The sequence below is a fragment of the Pseudomonas sp. Irchel s3a12 genome (assembly GCF_900187485.1).
Lineage (GTDB): Bacteria > Pseudomonadota > Gammaproteobacteria > Pseudomonadales > Pseudomonadaceae > Aquipseudomonas > Aquipseudomonas neuropathica.
The window spans coordinates 158,756-176,913 of record NZ_FYDN01000005.1; the positions used below are offsets into that span (position 1 = coordinate 158,756).

Annotated in this window: 17 protein-coding genes and 1 tRNA gene; 2 read left to right on the top strand and 16 right to left on the bottom strand. The window is 59.6% G+C overall.

Annotated features, from left to right (window positions below):
- Positions 1-361: 361 nt before the first annotated feature.
- On the top strand, positions 362-1,753 hold the full coding sequence (gabP, locus tag CKW14_RS10600; protein WP_007909168.1) for a GABA permease: 1,392 nt from the start codon (positions 362-364) through the stop codon (positions 1,751-1,753).
- Between the two features lie 312 nt (positions 1,754-2,065).
- On the opposite strand, the gene CKW14_RS10605 is transcribed toward gabP, so the two are convergent.
- The 4 genes from CKW14_RS10605 to CKW14_RS10620 form a co-directional block, all read right to left on the bottom strand.
- Positions 2,066-2,518 carry a hypothetical protein gene (locus CKW14_RS10605; RefSeq protein ID WP_095125292.1) on the bottom strand — a complete coding sequence of 151 codons (453 nt, stop codon included), beginning with the start codon at positions 2,516-2,518 and terminating at the stop codon, positions 2,066-2,068.
- Positions 2,519-2,524: 6 nt separating this feature from the next.
- Positions 2,525-2,938 carry a hypothetical protein gene (locus tag CKW14_RS10610; RefSeq protein WP_016986326.1) on the bottom strand — a complete coding sequence of 138 codons (414 nt, stop codon included), beginning with the start codon at positions 2,936-2,938 and terminating at the stop codon, positions 2,525-2,527.
- Between the two features lie 29 nt (positions 2,939-2,967).
- Positions 2,968-3,942: an alpha/beta fold hydrolase gene (locus tag CKW14_RS10615; RefSeq protein ID WP_095125293.1), complete on the bottom strand. Its 975-nt coding sequence runs from the start codon at positions 3,940-3,942 to the stop codon at positions 2,968-2,970.
- Positions 3,943-4,009: 67 nt separating this feature from the next.
- Positions 4,010-5,068, bottom strand: a complete 1,059-nt coding sequence (locus CKW14_RS10620) for a YhcG family protein (protein ID WP_095125294.1) — start codon at positions 5,066-5,068, stop codon at positions 4,010-4,012.
- A 255-nt stretch (positions 5,069-5,323) separates the two neighbouring features.
- On the opposite strand from CKW14_RS10620, the gene CKW14_RS10625 reads away from it, so the two are divergent.
- Complete coding sequence (locus CKW14_RS10625; protein ID WP_176471275.1) at positions 5,324-5,614, top strand: YceK/YidQ family lipoprotein; 291 nt, start codon at positions 5,324-5,326, stop codon at positions 5,612-5,614.
- A gap of 14 nt (positions 5,615-5,628) precedes the next feature.
- Here the strand turns inward: CKW14_RS10625 and CKW14_RS10630 are convergent, their stop codons facing one another.
- The 12 genes from CKW14_RS10630 to CKW14_RS10680 all read right to left on the bottom strand — a co-directional run bounded on the left by CKW14_RS10630 (position 5,629) and on the right by CKW14_RS10680 (position 17,991).
- Positions 5,629-5,976 (bottom strand): hypothetical protein, encoded by a 348-nt coding sequence (locus tag CKW14_RS10630; protein ID WP_095047154.1) that lies wholly within the window; start codon positions 5,974-5,976, stop codon positions 5,629-5,631.
- A gap of 29 nt (positions 5,977-6,005) precedes the next feature.
- Positions 6,006-7,484, bottom strand: coding sequence for a PLP-dependent aminotransferase family protein (locus tag CKW14_RS10635; protein ID WP_095125295.1), 1,479 nt, complete (start codon positions 7,482-7,484; stop codon positions 6,006-6,008).
- Positions 7,485-7,511: 27 nt separating this feature from the next.
- Positions 7,512-8,936: an L-lactate permease gene (locus tag CKW14_RS10640; protein WP_095125296.1), complete on the bottom strand. Its 1,425-nt coding sequence runs from the start codon at positions 8,934-8,936 to the stop codon at positions 7,512-7,514.
- A 17-nt stretch (positions 8,937-8,953) separates the two neighbouring features.
- Positions 8,954-9,568 carry a glutathione S-transferase family protein gene (locus CKW14_RS10645; RefSeq protein ID WP_034153023.1) on the bottom strand — a complete coding sequence of 205 codons (615 nt, stop codon included), beginning with the start codon at positions 9,566-9,568 and terminating at the stop codon, positions 8,954-8,956.
- The gene (locus tag CKW14_RS10650; RefSeq protein ID WP_095125297.1) at positions 9,565-11,346 is read right to left on the bottom strand and encodes an FAD/NAD(P)-binding protein; all 1,782 of its coding nucleotides are present in this window, start codon (positions 11,344-11,346) and stop codon (positions 9,565-9,567) included. Before CKW14_RS10650 ends, CKW14_RS10645 begins: the two co-directional genes overlap by 4 nt.
- Positions 11,340-12,371 (bottom strand): 2,3-diaminopropionate biosynthesis protein SbnB, encoded by a 1,032-nt coding sequence (gene sbnB, locus CKW14_RS30410; RefSeq protein ID WP_371857739.1) that lies wholly within the window; start codon positions 12,369-12,371, stop codon positions 11,340-11,342. Before sbnB ends, CKW14_RS10650 begins: the two co-directional genes overlap by 7 nt.
- A gap of 5 nt (positions 12,372-12,376) precedes the next feature.
- On the bottom strand, positions 12,377-13,351 hold the full coding sequence (gene sbnA, locus CKW14_RS30415) for a 2,3-diaminopropionate biosynthesis protein SbnA (protein WP_367617439.1): 975 nt from the start codon (positions 13,349-13,351) through the stop codon (positions 12,377-12,379).
- Between the two features lie 418 nt (positions 13,352-13,769).
- A tRNA-Phe gene (locus CKW14_RS10660) sits at positions 13,770-13,845 on the bottom strand.
- A gap of 104 nt (positions 13,846-13,949) precedes the next feature.
- Positions 13,950-14,222: an oxidative damage protection protein gene (locus CKW14_RS10665; protein ID WP_016986336.1), complete on the bottom strand. Its 273-nt coding sequence runs from the start codon at positions 14,220-14,222 to the stop codon at positions 13,950-13,952.
- Positions 14,219-15,286: an A/G-specific adenine glycosylase gene (gene mutY / locus CKW14_RS10670; RefSeq protein ID WP_095047158.1), complete on the bottom strand. Its 1,068-nt coding sequence runs from the start codon at positions 15,284-15,286 to the stop codon at positions 14,219-14,221. The genes CKW14_RS10665 and mutY overlap by 4 nt, the downstream gene beginning before the upstream one ends.
- Complete coding sequence (locus CKW14_RS10675) at positions 15,283-17,508, bottom strand: AsmA family protein (protein ID WP_095125298.1); 2,226 nt, start codon at positions 17,506-17,508, stop codon at positions 15,283-15,285. The genes mutY and CKW14_RS10675 overlap by 4 nt, the downstream gene beginning before the upstream one ends.
- A 78-nt stretch (positions 17,509-17,586) precedes the next feature.
- Positions 17,587-17,991 (bottom strand): acetyl-CoA sensor PanZ family protein, encoded by a 405-nt coding sequence (locus tag CKW14_RS10680; RefSeq protein WP_093430030.1) that lies wholly within the window; start codon positions 17,989-17,991, stop codon positions 17,587-17,589.
- Positions 17,992-18,158 lie beyond the last annotated feature (167 nt).

Here is an 18,158-nt window from a genome sequence, read left to right on the forward strand (position 1 = left end):
GTGGGTGTCGCGTAAAAAAAGGCGCGATGTTGCCAGCTTTGGCGGGGTGTTGGAAGCGCTATCCGGCCGAACGTTCCTGAATCGCCCTTTTATTGTGCATCCCACACTTTTTCAGTGTGTTTCTGGTGCGCTGTTTCGTTTGAAAAGTGAGTCGCAGGGTAACGCTCTGGCGGATTGCCATTAAATCCAAGGACTTGCGATGACTGTCCGGTCGCGCGCAAAGCCGCGGCAGAGAAGAGTTTGAAACATTTTGGCGCAAAACTTGCGTGCAGAATAAGGAACGCCCCGTTGGTTTCTTTTTACGAGAAAGAAAATGCCAGACGGGCCGGACGCAATCGCTTTCCTTGCAAAGGTAGTTTCGATGAGCAGTACCCCAAGCTCCAATGGCCTCGAACAGGGGCTCAAACCGCGTCATGTGACCATGTTGTCGATCGCCGGTGTAATCGGCGCCGGTCTGTTCGTTGGCTCCGGCCACGCCATCGCTGCCGCCGGCCCTGCCGTGCTGCTGGCCTACGCCGCCGCCGGTACCCTGGTGGTTTTAGTGATGCGCATGCTCGGCGAAATGGCCGTTGCCTCGCCGGACACTGGCTCCTTCTCGACATACGCCGACCGTGCCATCGGGCACTGGGCCGGTTTCACCATCGGCTGGCTGTACTGGTGGTTCTGGGTCTTGGTGATTCCACTGGAAGCCAACGCCGCCGCAACCATTCTCCATGCATGGTTCCCTGATGTCGGCATCTGGGCGTTCGCGCTGGTCATCACCTTGTTGTTGACCGTCACCAACCTGTTCAGCGTAAAGAATTACGGCGAGTTCGAATTCTGGTTCGCACTGATCAAAGTGCTGGCAATCATCGGCTTCATCATCCTCGGCCTTGCGGCGATCTTCGGCTTTCTGCCGAACAGCCAGGTCAGCGGCGTTTCGCATCTGTTCGACAGCGGCGGCTTCCTGCCCAACGGCATGGGCGCGGTACTCGGTGCGATCCTGACCACCATGTTCTCCTTCATGGGTACCGAGATCGTGACCATCGCGGCCGCGGAATCGAAGAACCCGGGCAAGCAAATCTCCAAGGCCACCAACTCGGTGATCTGGCGGATCGGCCTGTTCTACCTCGTGTCGATCTTCATCGTTGTGGCTCTGGTGCCATGGAACGATCCTACGCTGGCCAACCTCGGTTCCTACCAGACCGTGCTTGAGCGCATGGGCATCCCGAACGCGAAAATGATCGTCGACATCGTGGTACTGGTCGCGGTGACCAGTTGCCTGAACTCGGCGCTGTATACCTCGTCGCGCATGCTCTTCTCCCTCGGCAAGCGTGGCGATGCACCGGCCATGGCGACTCGGGTGAACAAAAGCGGCACACCTTACTGGGCGGTCATGCTGTCCACCGGCGCTGCGTTCCTGTGCACCTTCGCCAACTACGTGGCCCCGGCGGCGGTGTTCGAATTCCTGCTGGCCAGCTCCGGCGCGATCGCACTGCTGGTGTACCTGGTGATCGCTTTCTCGCAACTGCGTATGCGTAAACAACGCATGGCGCGCGGCGAGAAAATCGTCTTCAGCATGTGGCTGTTCCCGGGCCTGACCTACGCGGTGATCATCTTCATCGTCGCGGCCCTGACCATCATGTTGTTCCAGGAAGCGCACCGCGTGGAGATCCTCGCGACTGGTCTGCTGAGCCTGATGGTGGTGGCTGCCGGTTTGCTGGTGGCACGCCGTCGCAAACTGGAAAAACGTGGTGCGGTGGTGTTGAACTGATCCGTTACGCGTAACGCAAAACGGCCGCTGTCAGTGATGACTAGCGGCCGTTTTTGTTTCTGCTAACGGTTTCGAAATATTCTGCGCTTCAGATCCGAATCAGCTTTGCTCTCGCGAGAGCATGAAGTCTGAGCTGCATTTCTCTCCGTCGAACCATTCATCCCAAGTTGGTTGTTTGAGAGATTTAACAGGGTCGCTCTCGAGGTTCGCTGCTGAGTCTTCTGCTTTCGGGATTTGCCCGTCCTCGCGTGAGTCTGCTGTCTTCATCTGACTTCCTTTTCCTGATCGTGCGTGGACGTGAAGCGGAAAAAATTACTCGGACTTGGGTTCGGTGTCTTCAACCGACTTGCCATAAGCATCCAGCGCAACCCCGAAATCGGTGATGAACTGCGGTTCGCTCAGCCAGGCTTGGGCCTCTTCGATCGTTACGCCTTCAGCCCACATGCGGTAGTCGATCAGCATGTCGGCGGCCAGGTGGGTGGCGGCCATGCCTTCGTTGTCGGCGTTTTCCATGTCGAGCAGTTCTGGATGATCAACGATGACGAACGCCAGTTCGCGCAGCAGGGTCAGCAGCATCTCGTTGCGGCTGACGGCTTCGGCGTCGCGCATTTTGCTGAACATCGCCAGGGTGTATTCCGGGATCGGTTCGGCGAGGTGGTCGAGGTCTTCGTCCTGGTCCAGCGGCTTGCGGCCGACCATACGGATTTGTTTGGCTTTGGCCTTGGCGCGTTTGGCGCGTTTCTGTTGCTTGTTCAGGGATGCCATGGGAACTCAGTTCTTCTGTTGGGTTTGCGCGGCGATCGCGTCGGACGCCGCCACATAGTCGGCCTGGAAGGCCGGGGATTCGATCCATGCCAGCGCGCCGGCCTCGTCGGTTTCCTGCGACCACTGGCGGTACTCGATCAGTGCGGCGAGGATGAAATCCATCGCGCCTTCTTCGCCTTCCTGTTCGTAGACCAGCTCCAGCAGCGGGTCTTCGAGGAACGCGCTGCACAGCGCTTGCTGGCTGATCTTCTCGGCGTCGATCATTTTCTTGAACAGCTCGGTCAGGTCCACCGATTCGAAGTCGATACGATCATCGTTCGGGTCCAGCTCGACCGGCGCTTCGGCGCGTTTGGTGCGGTTCTGTTTGGCCTTGGCTTTGGCCCGGGTGGCGCGTTTTTGCTGCTTGTTGGCGGAGGCCATGATGTGTTCCGTCGTGCGTTGAGAGGGGCTCAGCTGCGCGGCACTTGCCGCCCGGGAGTATCGGGGGCCAGTTCTCCGGTTTGCAGCCAGGTCAGAGCGATGGGCCATAGTGTGGCTTGGTATGCGCTGCGAAAAAAGGCGAAATGTCCGACTTGTTGTTCGTTGATGTCCTGCGGTTCGATGCGCAAGTGGGTTTTTGCAGCGTTACTGAAGTAGTCGAGCAGGCGTTCGATGGCGGGAAGGTTGCCGTAGGGATCGTCGCTGATGCTGATCGCCAGTGTCTGTGCGCGGACGTTGGCGAAGGGCAGGGCGCCGCTCTTTTTCATCAACGCGCGACCACTGGGGCGCTGTTCGTAACGCGCTGCAGGCGTGCTCCAGTCGCGCACTACACCGGCCGGCGTATCCTCCAGCCAGCCAAGACGTTTGCCCGGGAAGTAACCGCAGACCAGCGTCAGCAGTGGCATCAACACATGCCATTTGCCGAACATGCGCCAGCGCTGTTCGGGGGCGTAATCGCGCCAGTAGGCGAACTGCGCACCGACGGTGACCAACCGTCGGATAAACTTTCCCGACTCACCGAGGCCAGCGGCGCAGCCACCAAAACTGTGGCCGACCACATCGATCGGCTGGCCGGGAAATTGCCGTTGTGCGCGTTTTAGCATCGCCTCGAAATCCAGCGCGCCCCAGTCTGTCCACGAGGCCTCAAGACCTTTCATTGAGTCGGGTCGAGATTCGCCGATGCCACGGTAGTCGAAGATGATCACGTCGAAACCATTGGCGAACAGATAGGCCGCGAAACGCGAGTAATGGCGACAGTGCACGGACGTGGCGGCGTTGATGATCACCACCGGGCGCTGAAGGTCGGGCAGGGCATGGCGCCAGGTGAAACCGCCAAGGACAAAACCGTCGGCGGCTGTTTCCTTGAAGGCTTCATTTTGCAGCTCGGCGGCCAATAGCGGCTTGCGCTGCAGAGCTGGCAATGGAGGCGTGTCCTGAAAACTCATGGCGCTCGACCTTCGCGGGTAGCTGGCAACAATAGTCTCAGTGCATCCAGCGGACAATCCGCAGCGCTTATTCAGTGGACTCGGTGAGCAAGCGTTCCTCGATCAATGCTTGCTCTCTTTGCAGCTCCGCTCGCAGTTCTTCCACACTTGGCAGCACCGTTTTATAGCTGCTGGCAAACAGTTGCTCACTGCCTTTGAGTATTGAGTAGCGCGCGACGGCCTCGTTGTCCTGTGAACACAGAATGATCCCGACAGTGGGTTTGTCGCCTTCACTGCGCTTGAGTTCGTCGTACATGCGCACGTACATGTCCATCTGTCCGACATCACGCGCACTGAGCTGGCCGCGTTTGAGATCAATGATCACGAAGCATTTGAGCAAGTAGTTGTAAAACACCAGATCGATGTACAGATCCGAGCCACCGGCGCTGATGCGTTGTTGTCGAGCGACAAAGGAAAACCCTTTGCCCAGTTCAAGCAGGAAGCTCTGCAGGTGATCAATGAGCGCTTGTTCAAGCCCCGTTTCGTTAACCTTGCCCGGCGATGGCAGGCCGAGAAACTCGAGAATGACGGGGTCGCGAATGAACTCGCGTGGATTGCAGTTCAGGGCGGCAATGTTGGTTGTGGCTTCCTCGATCACACCGGCCTTGTCCCGGCTCATCAGCAGGCGTTCGTAGTAGAGCGTATTGATCTGGCGATCCAGAGCGCGGCTTGACCAGTTGAGGGTGGCGCATTCGTCCATATACCACTGGCGGGCCTTTTCACTGTCGACCCTGAGTAGCCGGCGATAGTGCGTCCAGCTCAATTCGTGACGCAGTGCGTCACGAATTGGAAATGCTTGATAGAACAGACGCATGTAACGAAGGTTCGAGGCGTCAAAGCCTTTTCCAAACTGCGCCGTCAACTCTTTCGCCAGTGTCGCCAGTAATCGTTGGCCATACCCGGCCCGCCGGGCGCCTTCCTGTTCAAACTCAACAATATGCCGGCCAATCTGCCAACAGGTCTGAACCTGAATCGTATCGACCACACGCAGCACTTTTTGCCGTGCCTGACGGATCAGTTCGCCAAGATCGCCCAGCAATGAATCGATTTTCGGGTCTTGCAGGTCAGCAGGTTTCAGCTGGCTCATCGAATTTTCCGCATCATTGAAAACAGAAGCGTCAGCATGCCGAGAACCGCTTGCGAAGGATGTCGGCCGAGCCTTGGAAGCGAGCAGGAAGACGGGATGGGTGTTGCAGGAAGTTGCTGGCGAAGAGCGCTTTTGGTGGTTTCGGTCTGTAGTCCATTTCGCACGGGCCCCGAGCGATTAATCACGGGTGCCAGGCGCGGAGGTCGCGTTTGATTGTGCGTACAATCGCGGCCCTCACGCTTTATGGTCAGAAGGATGTTGGAATTGAAAGGGATTTTGCGTTTTGGCTCCGTGGCGAGCCTTGTTGCGCTGTTGGCCGGTTGTGGAACGATGACGGGGCGCTTGAGTGGCGCCTCGCCAGAGCCTTACTACAAGGGTGTCGACGGTAATTTACGCCTGCTCGGCGTGAGGGATGACGACGGCAAGCCAACAGCGGTGATCTGTTATGTCACGATCGTTTGCCCTTTGATTACTGTCGTATCGCTACCGGTAGATGCCGCCGTGGATACCGTTCTGTTGCCCATCGACTACGTCAATACGCTCTGAAACCGCTCACCTGATTATCGTCGTATGCGCTTGCCTTTGGGCTTCTCCGCCGGCTCCTGCACTTTGCGATAAATCCATAGGCCGAACACCCCGGCAGCCAGCAGAAACACGGTTCCTAGGCTTTGCGAGACAAACTCGATCCAGAACCGTCGTGGTTGCACAGCTAGGTAATAGGTGTGCTTGGGGCCACGGTTGGTGGTGGTGATGGCGCCGCTGATCCAGCTGTCGATCAGTATGTAGATCGATGCACAGAGGGCGAAGGCAATCAGTACGCCGACGAGCACGGTCAGCCAGAAGGTTGTCCGGCTCTGGCGATACGGCGGCGGATGGGGCAGGGGAATGCGGGTTCTTTTCTGATTCATGAAGTGTTACTGCAAACGTCCTTTTGCGCTCAGGAAACGGCTGGTTCTTGATGTTGCTCAGTCAGGTTTTTCCGTCCGTCAGAGGGTCGCCCGGCGAGGTGTGCGCTTTCGGCAATCACCTTGAGGATCTCGATCACTCCCGGAGTCAGCGCAGTGCCAAGGCAAATGCGCACACCCGTGGTTGCATGCCCGTCGGCGAAGAAGATGCCGTTGCCGGCCACGTGGCAGCCGCGTTCGCTGGCTAAATCCTGCAATGCCGACATGTCGGTGTGTAGCGGCAGTTCAATCCAATGGATGAACCCTCCACGTGGCGGCACGTACACGGTGCCCGCAGGGAAATCCGTGCGCACCAGCGCTTCGACAAAACTGGCCAGCGACGACAGTTGCGAGCGGAGTCTGGCGCAGTGCTCTTCCATGTAGCCGCGCCCGATAAATTCGTTGAGGACATTTTGCGCAAGGCTGGAAACCGCCAGATTGCGCGAAAACATCTGCGCCAGAATGGCATTGCGGTACTTGCCAGCCAGACACCAGCCGACGCGATAACCCGGCGCGATGGTCTTGGAGAACGACGAGCAGTAAATCGTCTGCCCGCTGGTGTCGTAGCTCTTGATGGCGCGGGGGCGATCGCCTTCCGGCACCAGGTCGAAGAAGATGTCGTCCTCGATAATCGGCACGTCCGCTTCGCGTGCGATCTGTGACAGCCGTGCGCGAGTCTCGTCGGGCATGATGAAACCTCGCGGGTTCTGCAGGGTTGGGTTGAGAAAGATCACCGCGACCTTTTTCAGCTTCAACGCTTCTTCGAGGTGATCGACATCGAGACCGAGTTTACCGTGCGTGCGGATGGGCAAGGCACGCATGCCCAGGCGTTCGATGGTCTGCAGGATGCCGTAATAAGTCGGCGTTTCGATCGCGACCGTAGCGCCTTTCGAGGCGACGGCTTCGAGGGCCAGTTCCAAGGCAATGGTGTCGCCCGACGTCACCAGAATATCGTCCGGCCCGCAGACCACGCCACGGGTCAGCATCAGCCCGGCGATGCGTCGTCGCAGTGCCGGCAGACCGGGCGGTGCGACCAGTCCGGTGAGCGAGTTGTCAGCTTTGCCAGCCAATACCGACAGGCACTTGTTGAGCAGCACGTTGGGTGTGAGGTCGCTGTGCAACACCGCTGAATTCAACGACGCGGTGGTGCGCGAGGCCGCTTGGGAGAGCATCGCGACCACCGCATGATTGACGTTGACGGTGACACTGGAGAAGTCAAAGCCCCTGGCGGGTTTTGCTTGTCCGGAGGCTGAGACGAAGTAGCCGATGCGCGGTTTGGTCGAAACGTAAGCATCGGCTTCCAGATCCGCCAACGCGCGTTGAACGGTGGTGATGCTGGTTTCAAACATTCGCGCCAGCGTACGGATCGAGGGCAGTTTCGCTTCGGCTGCCCACTCACCGCTGTCGATCTGACGAATAATCCAGTCCTTGACTATCCGCCAGCGCTTGTCCGGTAGATCAAACCTGTCCATAAGTTCTCTGTGATGTCTCGAAACAATTCAGAGAAAGTAGAGCAAAACGACTCCCGTTGCAGCAACTATGACGATGTTGAGCGCAACCAGGCCGAAGGCGAATCGGATCAGGTTGTTTTCTTCATGCCGATTGGCGCCCGCCAGCCCGGTGATCAGCGACAGGATCGACAGCGACCCCAGTGCGCCATGCCCGGCGGCACTGTTGACCATCGCGGCCAGCCATGCACCGTGTTCGCTGCTCAGCGCGGCGATGGACGGCATGACGAGGGTGTTGCCGCCGACGTTGGAACCGGTGACGTAACCGGCAAGCCCCGCCAGCACTGCGATGGTTGGCGCCAGGGAAATCCCCGACAACGATTGCAGTGTGCGCTGTGCTTCGACCAGGAAACCGGCGTTGACCATCACCTGCGAAAGCAGCAGGAACAGGAAAATTGTCGTGACCGGAAACTTCGCCCGGTTGAACAGCGCTCGCCACGGGAAGCCTGCGGCGGCGCTTTGCTTGATTGCCATCAACAGCGTGACGATCAGCAACGCCAGCCCCGGGGAGGCCAATGGCTTCCACGAAACATGCTCGCCTTTGATGATCCACAGCGCATCCCAGCCCGACAGGACGAACAACCCGCGCGACGCAACGATTACCCCCAGCAAGGCCAGATAGGGCCAGGCTGCGTTCGGCCAGCGCACCAGTTTCTTCCGTTGTGCATAAGAGATCCCCAGGCCGACGCAAGCCACTGCCAGACCGGCCAGCACACCGGAGACTTCCGGGCCGATCCACAGGTTGATGGAAAACAGCACCGCGACGAACAGCGCCGTCACCACGATCAGTCCAAGCCACGGCGAAACCTTACGGACGCCACCCTGCCACAGAGCAATCGCCGCCAGGCAGAGGAACACTGGCGCACTGATCAGCGCCGAATGACTACCAAGGGTTTGCGCCGGCAAGTGCGCCAATAGCGCGCCGATCACGGTGGCCAGACCCAGTGTGCCCCACGGCATGATGACCATCCCGGCGAGGGCGATTTTCATCCCCGACTGGCGGGCGAATAGCCCCATCAGCAATGGCACGGTTGCGATCAGCGAAACGCCGAAACCGGTCATCGCTTCAAGCAGCGGTGCGAGGCCCAGCACGATGAAGATGACTTGCGCCGGCGGCGTCCAGCCGAGTTCCTTGACCCAGGCGCCGATGGCCTGCGGCGCACCACCGCGCTCGACCAGGATGACGAAGGCCAGCCCCGGGATGATCACGCACGCCGTGCTGAGAAACAGGATGGTGGTGTCCTGAAAGATGGCCGTGCTGATTGCCGCCGACACAGGCCCGGCTGCGCCCAAGGCCCACAGCACGAGCACCAGCACTACGCCGGCCAGTGCCGCTTGCACTGGCGGTCGGCGGACGATAAGGATCAACGCGATCACCAGCGCGATCGGTGACATTTGCAACAAGAGAGAACTCATACCCGGTTTTCCTTAACTTAATCGTGAGTCTGCCCGCTGTACTCGGTCGCCCGCATGGACGCCCGCTCACAAAAAGTCTGATACCACTCGGTCAGGCGTGCTTGAGCGGAAAAGTCCGAGAGTTGGCGAAAGGCGATCCAGTCGAGCGCGGTCGCCAGGGCGATATGGCCGAGGGTGATCGGGCCATTGAGGTCGACGTGTTCCTCGATGAAGCGGTAAGCCTCCTTGAGTTTGAACGCCTGACCGTCGGCATAGGCCGGATAGCGCAAGGCCTCGGGGCGGCGCTCGACTTCCCAGCGCAGCTTGATGCCGACATCGCACATGCCCTGCGCCAATGCTTGCAGGCGCAGCGCCTTGTAGCGCTCAGGGCCGTTTGCCGGGATGAGTTTCGGCCCGTCGCTCAGGTCGTCGAGGTATTCACAGATCACGATGGAATCGAACAGCGCCGTGTCGTCAGGCAGGATCAGCACCGGCACTTTGCCCAACGGATTGGCCTTGTAGATGGTCTCGTTTGGCGACGTCGGGCTGGTCTCGTGGTGGATCACTTCCAGGCTCGACGCGATGCCGAGTTCGTGAGCCAGCACCAGCACCTTGCGGGCGTAGGGTGAATGCGTCTGATAGAAAAGCTTCATGCTGAAGTCCCTGTCTCAAGGATGGCAGTGGCTGCTCGATGGGCGTCCATGAACAGACGCGAAGGCGCGCCCGCCGAGGTGACGTAGTGGTTGTAGTAGCAAGAACCTTCGGCGAGCGGGCCGAGTACCCAAATGTTGCGCACCGGTTCGCCAGCGCTCGATTTCGGGTGGCACGCGGCGTCGACATCGATGCCGTCGATGCCCGGTTCGTCGGTTCTCGGGCGGATCAGGCCCAGTCGCGCCAGATCACGCACCGGCGCGCAGTCGCTGTTGCTCACGCCGCTACTCTGGACATAACCGGCGACGCGTTTGAAGTCGTTGATCGCAGGACGTGAGCCGGGCTTGAGGAATGTCAGCAGGCCGGCGTCACACAGGGCGAGCAGGTCGGCGTGGCGCTCTTTTTGCGGGCCCGCAACGAGGCGGTTGATTGCCTTGTGCCAACGGCCATAGAACTGCCGATGCGACGCGTCGGTCAGCCCGTCGAAATCGACGGCCTCACGCAGGCGGTCACGCAGATCGCGCCAGACTTCGATGGCGGCTTTGATCGCCGATCCTCCGCGCCCCAGGCGCGACTCGTGCAAATCGGCTTCGAGGGTGTCGTAGATCCAGGCGTGATAGTTGTAGGGCTGCACGTCGTCGGGCAGTGCATGCCAGATCAGCGCCTGCGGATCGATCGCACCACCAGTCGCCTCGTAATCGCGTAGTAACGCTTCACAGGCGACAACACCGGGTTCGCCAGCAACGCTAACGGCCCTGAGTCGCTCCAGCACCTGCTCTGGCGCTGATGGGCTGTGCACGACGGCGACGGCCGCCGCACGCATCTCCAGCAGCATCAGCGGCAGGATGTCCTGTTCGAAGTCCAACTGTCGGTTATTGCTGCTTGCCCGCAGGGATTCGATGCGCGCACTCGTCAGCAGTACGGCGCGATGGCGCGGGCATTCAATCAGGCCGTTAGGTCGGGTGCGAAACGGCAACCCGTCCCGCGACTGGATAAAGATCACCGGTTCCTGGCCCGAAGGCTGATAGGCGTGACTGCCGTCGGCCATGCGCTTGTAGCGACCGCCCCTGCCGGAGGTCAGCGCCGCCAGGGTGTCCATCGCACCTAGCCCAAGCCCTTCGACCAGCACGGTTTCGCCGGGCTCGATGGTGGCGAGGCTGCCGGGCAGCGGATAGACATCATCAACGCGGTTGCGATCCGCCGAGCGCAGGCGACCGGTATGGCCGACCGTCAGAATCAGCCGATCCACGGTGACCGCAGCCCCCGAAGCGGTCTGCAGCAGGTATTGCTGACCCGCGTTGCGCTCGACCGCGGTGACGGCCTGCTGATGCAGGTTCACGCTCACCCAGTGCGGTGCCGTCGCGAGGATTTGCGCGAAGGCGTCCGCCAGATAGGCGCCGAGCAAATGGCGCGGCAGAAAGTCCTGCGGCTCGACGTCACGGCCGTCGGCGGCGAGCAGTCCGCTGTCCGCGTCGACCTTGATGCGCTGCTCGTGGCACCACGTCAGGAAATCCGCGCCCGGCCGCTCCCGCGCATCCGCCAGGTTTCCGAAGGCTGCTGCGTCGGGGAAAACCCCGAGTTGACCGGCAACGGTGTTGAGCAGCAGATAGTCCGGTTGATCCGGCCAATGCGCGCCGCTTCCGAGCACATTCGGATCGAAAATATCGATGACGACTGGCTGCTCTGGGCGCGTTTCAGCAAGGCTCAGCAGGCGTTCGAAAATCGACAGCCCGCGTGAGCCGCAGCCCACCAGGCCGATGTGCAGAGGCGCCTTCACCATCTGCGCTCCTCCCCGAAGAAGGAGGGGATGGCGACCGCCGAACCGTCCTTGACCGCGATGTCGTGGATCATCCGGCCAATTGCCAGATCGAGGATGCCCATGCCGAACGGCGAATAAATCAGCGGCTTGTCCGTGGCAACCTGCAGGTCACCGCGAATCAATTGCCCGACGGTGCCGGTAACGAAATCACGATGACCGTACTTTTGCTCGGCCAGATGAGGTGAGGTATTGGCTTTCAAGCAATGGGTCACGTCGTCGAAGTAGTTGTAACTTTCTTCGATGATCTCTGCGCCGATATCCCGTAGCGAGATGTTCAGCACGATCTGCCCCGGGCGGAAAGTGCCGCTGCCGTTGACGTAGGGTTCGCCGGCACTGGTGGCGAACACCACGATGTCGGCGCTCAGTGCCTCGTCCAGCGACAACAGCTGTACATCCGGCACCCCGAGCTGTTTGCCGAAGGACGACAGCGCTTGCGCTGACTCTGCGTTGAGGTCGTGAATGCCCACGCTGTCGAGCGACCAGTCATCGGCGATGAACGTCTCAAGGATGTTCCGCGAAATCACCCCGCCGCCAATGATCGAGAGTTTCTGTGCGCTCTTGCTCTGGCCATTCAGCCACCAGGCACCGAGCACCGCCGACGCTGCGGTGCGCACGGCACTGATCAGCGCGCCTTCAAGCAGCGCATAGGGATAGCCGGTGTCAGGATCGTTGAGGATCAGCACCGCCGAAGCACGCGGGATGCCCGACTTGATGTTGTCTGGATAGCTGGCAATCCACTTGATCCCGGAGACGGACTGATCGCCCTCGCTGTCGACGATCGCCGCCGGCAAGGCAATGATCCGGTTCGCCGGTTGCGCCGGAAAACGCAGGAAGTAGCTATCCGGGTTAACGGTTTCGCCGCGCTCGTGGGTCAGGTAGGTCTGGGCGACCATGTCGATGGTTGCGTGACGCAGCCCGTTGAGGATGTCCTTGACGACGGCGCCTGGGATGACATGGAACGGTTGAATCGGGTTCTGTGTGGTCATGGGGATTACGCCGAGAGTGCCAGAGCGATTTCTGGGAAGAGTGATTGCAAAGCGCTTGCGCCGATCCGCTGGGTGACCCAGTCATCGGAGTAGATGGTTTCGAGGTAGCGCTCACCCATGTCGGGGGAGATCGCCACGACGACATCGTCAGGACGGATGTGCGGCGCCCATTGCTGGATGCCCGCCAGGACAGTGCCGGTGGAGCCACCAAAAAGCAGGCCGTAGCGTTGCGCGAGCCAGCGGCAGACCTTGATCGTCTGTTCCTCGGCGATCGATACGAAGTCGTGAATCCCCGACGGCTCGAAGATCTCTGGCAGACGGCTGGTACCCAGCCCTGGGATATGCCGCGTACCGCCCGGCAGACCGAAGGTCACCGAGCCGACCGTATCGACGGCAATCACTTTGGTGTGCGGATGGTGTTCGGCGAAGTAGTTCTTGCAGCCCATCAAAGTACCGGTGGTACCGGCGCCGACGAACAAGTAGTCCACGTGTGGAAATTTATGGGCGATGGACTTCGCGGTAGCTTGATAGTGAGCGAGGGGGTTAGTCGGGTTTTTGTACTGATTGAGCCAGATGTAGTCGGAGTTCTCTGCGACCAGTTGCTCGATCAAACGGATACGCGAATTCAGGTAGCCGCCGTTTTCGTCACGCTGATCGACCATGATCATTTCGGCACCCAGTGCCTGCATGAGTTTTCTGTTCGGCGCAGAAATGTTCGGGTCGATCACACAGACAAACTTGTAACCCTTGGCGGCGCAAACCATGGCCAGCGCGACCCCCAGATTCCCCGAGGAAGACTCGACCAGGCGGGTCTTATGGTGAATCCGGCCCTGGTTTTCCAGATCCGTGATCAGGGCATGTGCGGTTTTGAGCTTGATCGATCCGGCAGGATTCAGTCCTTCGATTTTCAGCTGAATCGTTGCGCTGCACAGATCGCCAATCTGCACATAACTGTCTTCATTGATAAGTTGCTTGATCATACGTCGTCCGTTTCGCTCTTTTGCCGGGCGCACAGGGGCGCCAGCATTCATCCTGGAATGTTTGAAAAGCAGTAAATGCAGTTCGCCTGTTGGGTTTGTTTTTAGATTTTTTAGCTGGACAGGAAGTGACCTTGCGGTGGACGCCGATCTATTCAAAAAATCAGGTTTTGCGCTCTGAGGGCTTCAGGGGCCCAGAGTGTTGCGGGGCGCAAAGTAGAGCCAGTCGTTGGCTCGCCAAGGCTTGGAGGAATACTGGCGAATTTTCCTACATGGGGAGAGATACAGATTTTGGGTATTTTTCAGTACAGGCGGGTTTGAGGTGTATCGAGAGGAGGGCGTTGCGGGGCGGACAGATAGGCGTGATCAAATCGCAGGCATAAAAAAACCCTGAATCTTGCGATTCAGGGTTTTCGGTATTTGGTGCCCAGAGACGGAATCGAACCGCCGACACGGGGATTTTCAATCCCCTGCTCTACCGACTGAGCTATCTGGGCAACGGGGCGCATTAAAAGGGTTTTTCGGATTTACGTCAACGACTTTTTTAAAATTTCTTAAATTAATTCCGTCGCTTACGATCCGGCCCCCGATTTTGCAGGGTTTACTCAGCAGGCGGAACGTAGCCTTCGGCCTTGGCGTATTCCTCGCCGGAGAAGTACTTGTCCATTTCGCCCTGAAGATATTTGCGGTCTTCGGCGTTCATCATGTTCAGACGCTTTTCGTTGATCAGCAGGGTTTGGTGTTTCTGCCAGTCAGCCCAGGCCTTGGCCGAGACGTGGTCAAAAATATCCTGACCTTTGGCGCCCGGGAAAGGGGCGCGGTCCAGCGCGGGCAATTCTTCTTTGTACTTGCGGCACATTACGGTGCGGGTCATGGCGACTCTCCTGCATTCAAGACGGCGGCCGCGCGTTCGAGCAAGGTTTTGACCGGGGCGGCGAGGCCCAGGCGCGGCGGGGTGGCGAGGTTATACCAGAGCCAGTCGGCCTCGGCCACGTGATGGGCGGCCTCCTGCACCTGAACCAGCCAGGGTTCGATGGACAGCTGGAAATGGCTGAACGTGTGAACAAGGTTCGGCAGGGCCTGCTGCTCGCCCATGGTCAGCGAGTGCTGATCGGCGAGATGTTGCAGGTCATCGAGGTCGTCGAGCTCCGGCAGGCTCCACAGACCGCCCCACAAACCGCTTGAGGGGCGACGGTAAAGCAGAATCGCGCCGTCGTCGTTGGCCAGCATCGGCATCAGCGTGCGCTTCTGCGGAATGGTTTTGCGCGGCTTGGGAATCGGGTAGCGGGTTTCGAGGCCGAGCATGTGCGCTTCGCAGCCACGTTCCAGCGGACACAGCAGGCAGCTCGGTTTGCTACGCGTGCACAGCGTGGCGCCGAGATCCATCATCGCCTGGGTGTAGGCGTTGACCCGATCGTGCGGCGTAAAGCGTTCAGCGGTGGCCCACAGTTGTTTGGCGACCTTCGGTTCGCCGGGGTAGCCCTCTTGCGCGGTAAAGCGCGCCAGCACGCGTTTGACGTTGCCGTCGAGGATCGGCGCGCGCAGGCCCATGCTGATGCTCGCGATGGCGCCGGCAGTGGACAGACCAATGCCTGGTAGATCCGTAAGCTTTTCAACGTCACGCGGAAACTCGCCAGCGTATTGGCTGACGACGATCTTCGCGGTCTTCTGCAAATTGCGCGCGCGGGTGTAGTAACCCAGCCCGGTCCACAGGTGCAGCACTTCGTCTTCGGGGGCTTCTGCCAGCGCTTCGACCGTCGGCAGCGCGGCCATGAAACGGTCGAAGTAATTGAGCACGGTGCTGACCTGGGTCTGCTGCAACATGATCTCCGACACCCACACCCGATACGGGTTGATGTTCTGCTGCCAAGGCAGATCGTGGCGGCCGTGGCGGTCGAACCAATCCAGCACCGCCGTGGAAAATTGCTCCGCTCTCATCGCTTGAACAGCCCCTTCAATGCGTTTTTCAATTCCGGGCTGACCTTGTCACCGAGTTTTTCGTCGATTTTTTCACTGAGCTTGTCGCCGGCCAGTTTGGTCGCGACCTGACCGAGGCGATCGTTGTCGACGCGGCAGGCCTTGGCGCCCAGCTCCAGCGGACCACGGCAGCGCAGCGGCCATTCGACACCGACGAATTTCTCGCCTACCTGGCACGCAGGATCCGGTATGGCGCTGGTGTCACCCTCGACGATGATGCCGACGCGATAGTCCATGCCGAGCACGCGCAAGTCGATGTCGCCGTCACCGTTGACGGTCATGCCGGGGATGCGCACTTTCAGGTCCGGGTTGCTGGCAATGCCATTGCGGAAAGTCAGGTTGCCCTTGAGTTCCTGGAATGGCGTGTCTTTACCGCGTGGTTCGCCGCTGAGGGTTTTGCGGTTAAGCGTGGCGATGCCTTTGCACAGTTGCTGTTCAAGATTGGCGTTGAGCAGCACGCCGTTGTTAATCACGAAACTGGCGTTGCCGTTAAGCGTATCGATCAGCGCCTGCTGGCTGTTGCCGCTGCCAGTGATATTGCTGGTGAGGGTCACCAGACCTTTGACCGGCGGGTTCTTGCCTTGGCTTTCGAGGATTTTTTCTATAGGCACGCGATTGAGCTTGGTCTGCAGGTTCAGCACAGGCGCGCTCGGGCGTACATCGAGGGTGCCATTGGCGGCGAAACCGCCGTTGTACAGTTCGCCGCTCAGGTTGGTCAGGGTCAGCAAGCCGCTTTGGCCGGTGGCTTTCAGTGCGGCGTTCTGGATCGGCAACTTGTCGAGGGTCAGTTGGCCAAAAGTCAGGTCGGCGTCGACGTCGAGTTTGGCCAGGCGCTCAACCGGTAGCAGGCGCTCGGTGCTCCAGGCGGTTTTGCTCGGTTTGTCCGGCAGCGGCGTGGAGCCGGCACCGGCCATGGCATCGGCTTCGGTGCTGGCGACTTCGGCCTGACGCACTTGCGTGGCGCTGTTGGCTTGTGCCGATTTCGGCGGCAGGTAGCGGTCAGCGTTGAACGTATCGGCCTTGAGAATTGCCCGCAGCGATTGTTTGGCGAAGTCTTCGACGGCGATGCGGCCGCTGAAGCTGCTGTCGTCGAGTTTCAGATTGATATTGTCGAAGGCAATGCTGGTTGGCGTGGCGGCCACGCGGCTGACCAGTTCGACTTTGCTCAGGCTGCCTTCGGCCATGGGCGGGAGTTTCTGGCCGATGCTGTCGACGAATTTCGCCAGATCGAACTGGGCGATGGAGAGGCCGCCAGAGATCTGCGGAGTCTTGTCGAGGTCGTTGGCTTTCAGTTCACCCAGCGCGCGCAACTGGTTGGCGGAGATCTTGATGCCGGTCCACTCGGCGACGTTCGCCGCTTTGTCCAGCGATAACTGGCCCTGAGCTGCGAAGGTCATGGTCTTGCCTTGCAACGGATCGCCGGCCAATTCACCGGAAAGCTTCATATCTTCGAACCTGTAGCGCTGCAGCGCGCGCTCGATGCGCAGCTCGCCAGTGAGCTCGGTACGCACGCGCAGGACCGGCTGGTTGGTGCCGAGGAATGCCGTGGCTTTCACCGGAATATTCGTCGAGTCGTGTACCGGGCCGGTGCTCAACTGGATGCTCTCGGCGCTGAATTGCTTGCCGGTCAGCTCGTCGTTGTATTCAACGCGGGCGTTGTTGACGGTCAGGCTGTCGATGTCGAGGCGGATCGGCTGTGGCGGTTTTTCCGGTTGGGCAGGCGCTTCTGAACTGGATGCGCTGGCAGGTGCCGGGCTGCCGGCAGGTGCGGCGGCTGTCGGCACCTTGCCGATGTCTTCCCAGTTGCCGTGGCCGTTTTTGTCGCGTTTCAGGCGCAGGTTCAGTCCTTCAACGCGGACATCGCTCATTTGCACTTCGCGGCGCAACAGCGGTAGCACGCGCACGGACAGGCCGAGCATCTGCAAATCGGCATACGGTTCAGTCGGATTGATCAGGGTGGCAACGCTGGCCTCGTGCAGTTCCAGGCCGAGCCACGGGAACAGGCTCCAGCCGATGTCGCCATTGAGCGTCAGCTCGATGTGGGCCTTGTCGCGGGCTATCTGGCGAATCTCGTCTTTGTAATCGTTGGGATCGAAGAGGTGGGTCAGGGCAAAACCTGCCGCCACAATGATCAGCAACAATCCGAGAAGTACCAGACCCAGGATTTTGCCGAACGCTTTCATGGGCGAGTCCTTGTAGTTAGTCGAATTCGTAATTTAGCCGGGGAGTATAGCGCTGCAATTGCCCGGTTCGGTGTGGCGTCATGTTGCCAGTACCTCCAGCGGGAGGTGTAACTTCGCTGCAATTGCCAAGGCTTCAGGATGCCCGGCAGGCGCCAGCAGACGCAGTTCAGCCCCCGCTTGCGACGCCATTTTCTGCGCTTGGTTCACCAGCCGTTCAGCAACCCCACGGCGACGGGTAACTTTTCGTACGCATAAATGGGACAAGTACCAAACGTCGTGGTGCCTCTGCAGGCGCGCGGCACCGAGCAAGCGGTCGTTGAAACGCCCGGCAATAAAACTTCCCTCGGCGAGAGTGCGGTCGATCAGATTGTTTTCACCGGAAAACGGCGCAAACAGCCAGTCCGGCGCGTCGCGATAAATCTTCCGCAAATCCTCCTGGTCCTGATAATTGGCGGCGTTCAGCGCTTGTACGACGATTGGCATGGCGTTTTCCTGAGTGATACGAGATCAGACGACAGAAAAAAGGTGATATCAGTTTGGTTTTTCTGTCACGTGCAAATGGTAACCTTCGCCCGTTCGTCCGTCCTTCTGCGACTTAACGTCGCGCCTTCAAGGAGCTTCACCCAAAAAAACGGTCATGCCTGCGTGCA

Excerpts from the sequence above, each read along its gene's own strand:
- sbnA (WP_367617439.1), bottom strand. The coding sequence starts at position 13,351 with ATGATCAAGCAACTTATCAATGAAGACAGTTATGTGCAGATTGGCGAT.
- mutY (WP_095047158.1), bottom strand. The coding sequence starts at position 15,286 with ATGAGAGCGGAGCAATTTTCCACGGCGGTGCTGGATTGGTTCGACCGC.
- CKW14_RS10675 (WP_095125298.1), bottom strand. The coding sequence starts at position 17,508 with ATGAAAGCGTTCGGCAAAATCCTGGGTCTGGTACTTCTCGGATTGTTG.
- CKW14_RS10630 (WP_095047154.1), bottom strand. The coding sequence starts at position 5,976 with ATGAATCAGAAAAGAACCCGCATTCCCCTGCCCCATCCGCCGCCGTAT.
- CKW14_RS10620 (WP_095125294.1), bottom strand. The coding sequence starts at position 5,068 with ATGAGCCAGCTGAAACCTGCTGACCTGCAAGACCCGAAAATCGATTCA.
- CKW14_RS10640 (WP_095125296.1), bottom strand. The coding sequence starts at position 8,936 with ATGAGTTCTCTCTTGTTGCAAATGTCACCGATCGCGCTGGTGATCGCG.
- CKW14_RS10610 (WP_016986326.1), bottom strand. The coding sequence starts at position 2,938 with ATGGCCTCCGCCAACAAGCAGCAAAAACGCGCCACCCGGGCCAAAGCC.
- CKW14_RS10665 (WP_016986336.1), bottom strand. The coding sequence starts at position 14,222 with ATGACCCGCACCGTAATGTGCCGCAAGTACAAAGAAGAATTGCCCGCG.
- CKW14_RS10615 (WP_095125293.1), bottom strand. The coding sequence starts at position 3,942 with ATGAGTTTTCAGGACACGCCTCCATTGCCAGCTCTGCAGCGCAAGCCG.
- CKW14_RS10625 (WP_176471275.1), top strand. The coding sequence starts at position 5,324 with ATGTTGGAATTGAAAGGGATTTTGCGTTTTGGCTCCGTGGCGAGCCTT.
- CKW14_RS10605 (WP_095125292.1), bottom strand. The coding sequence starts at position 2,518 with ATGGCATCCCTGAACAAGCAACAGAAACGCGCCAAACGCGCCAAGGCC.
- sbnB (WP_371857739.1), bottom strand. The coding sequence starts at position 12,371 with ATGACCACACAGAACCCGATTCAACCGTTCCATGTCATCCCAGGCGCC.
- CKW14_RS10650 (WP_095125297.1), bottom strand. The coding sequence starts at position 11,346 with ATGGTGAAGGCGCCTCTGCACATCGGCCTGGTGGGCTGCGGCTCACGC.
- CKW14_RS10680 (WP_093430030.1), bottom strand. The coding sequence starts at position 17,991 with ATGCCAATCGTCGTACAAGCGCTGAACGCCGCCAATTATCAGGACCAG.
- gabP (WP_007909168.1), top strand. The coding sequence starts at position 362 with ATGAGCAGTACCCCAAGCTCCAATGGCCTCGAACAGGGGCTCAAACCG.
- CKW14_RS10645 (WP_034153023.1), bottom strand. The coding sequence starts at position 9,568 with ATGAAGCTTTTCTATCAGACGCATTCACCCTACGCCCGCAAGGTGCTG.
- CKW14_RS10635 (WP_095125295.1), bottom strand. The coding sequence starts at position 7,484 with ATGGACAGGTTTGATCTACCGGACAAGCGCTGGCGGATAGTCAAGGAC.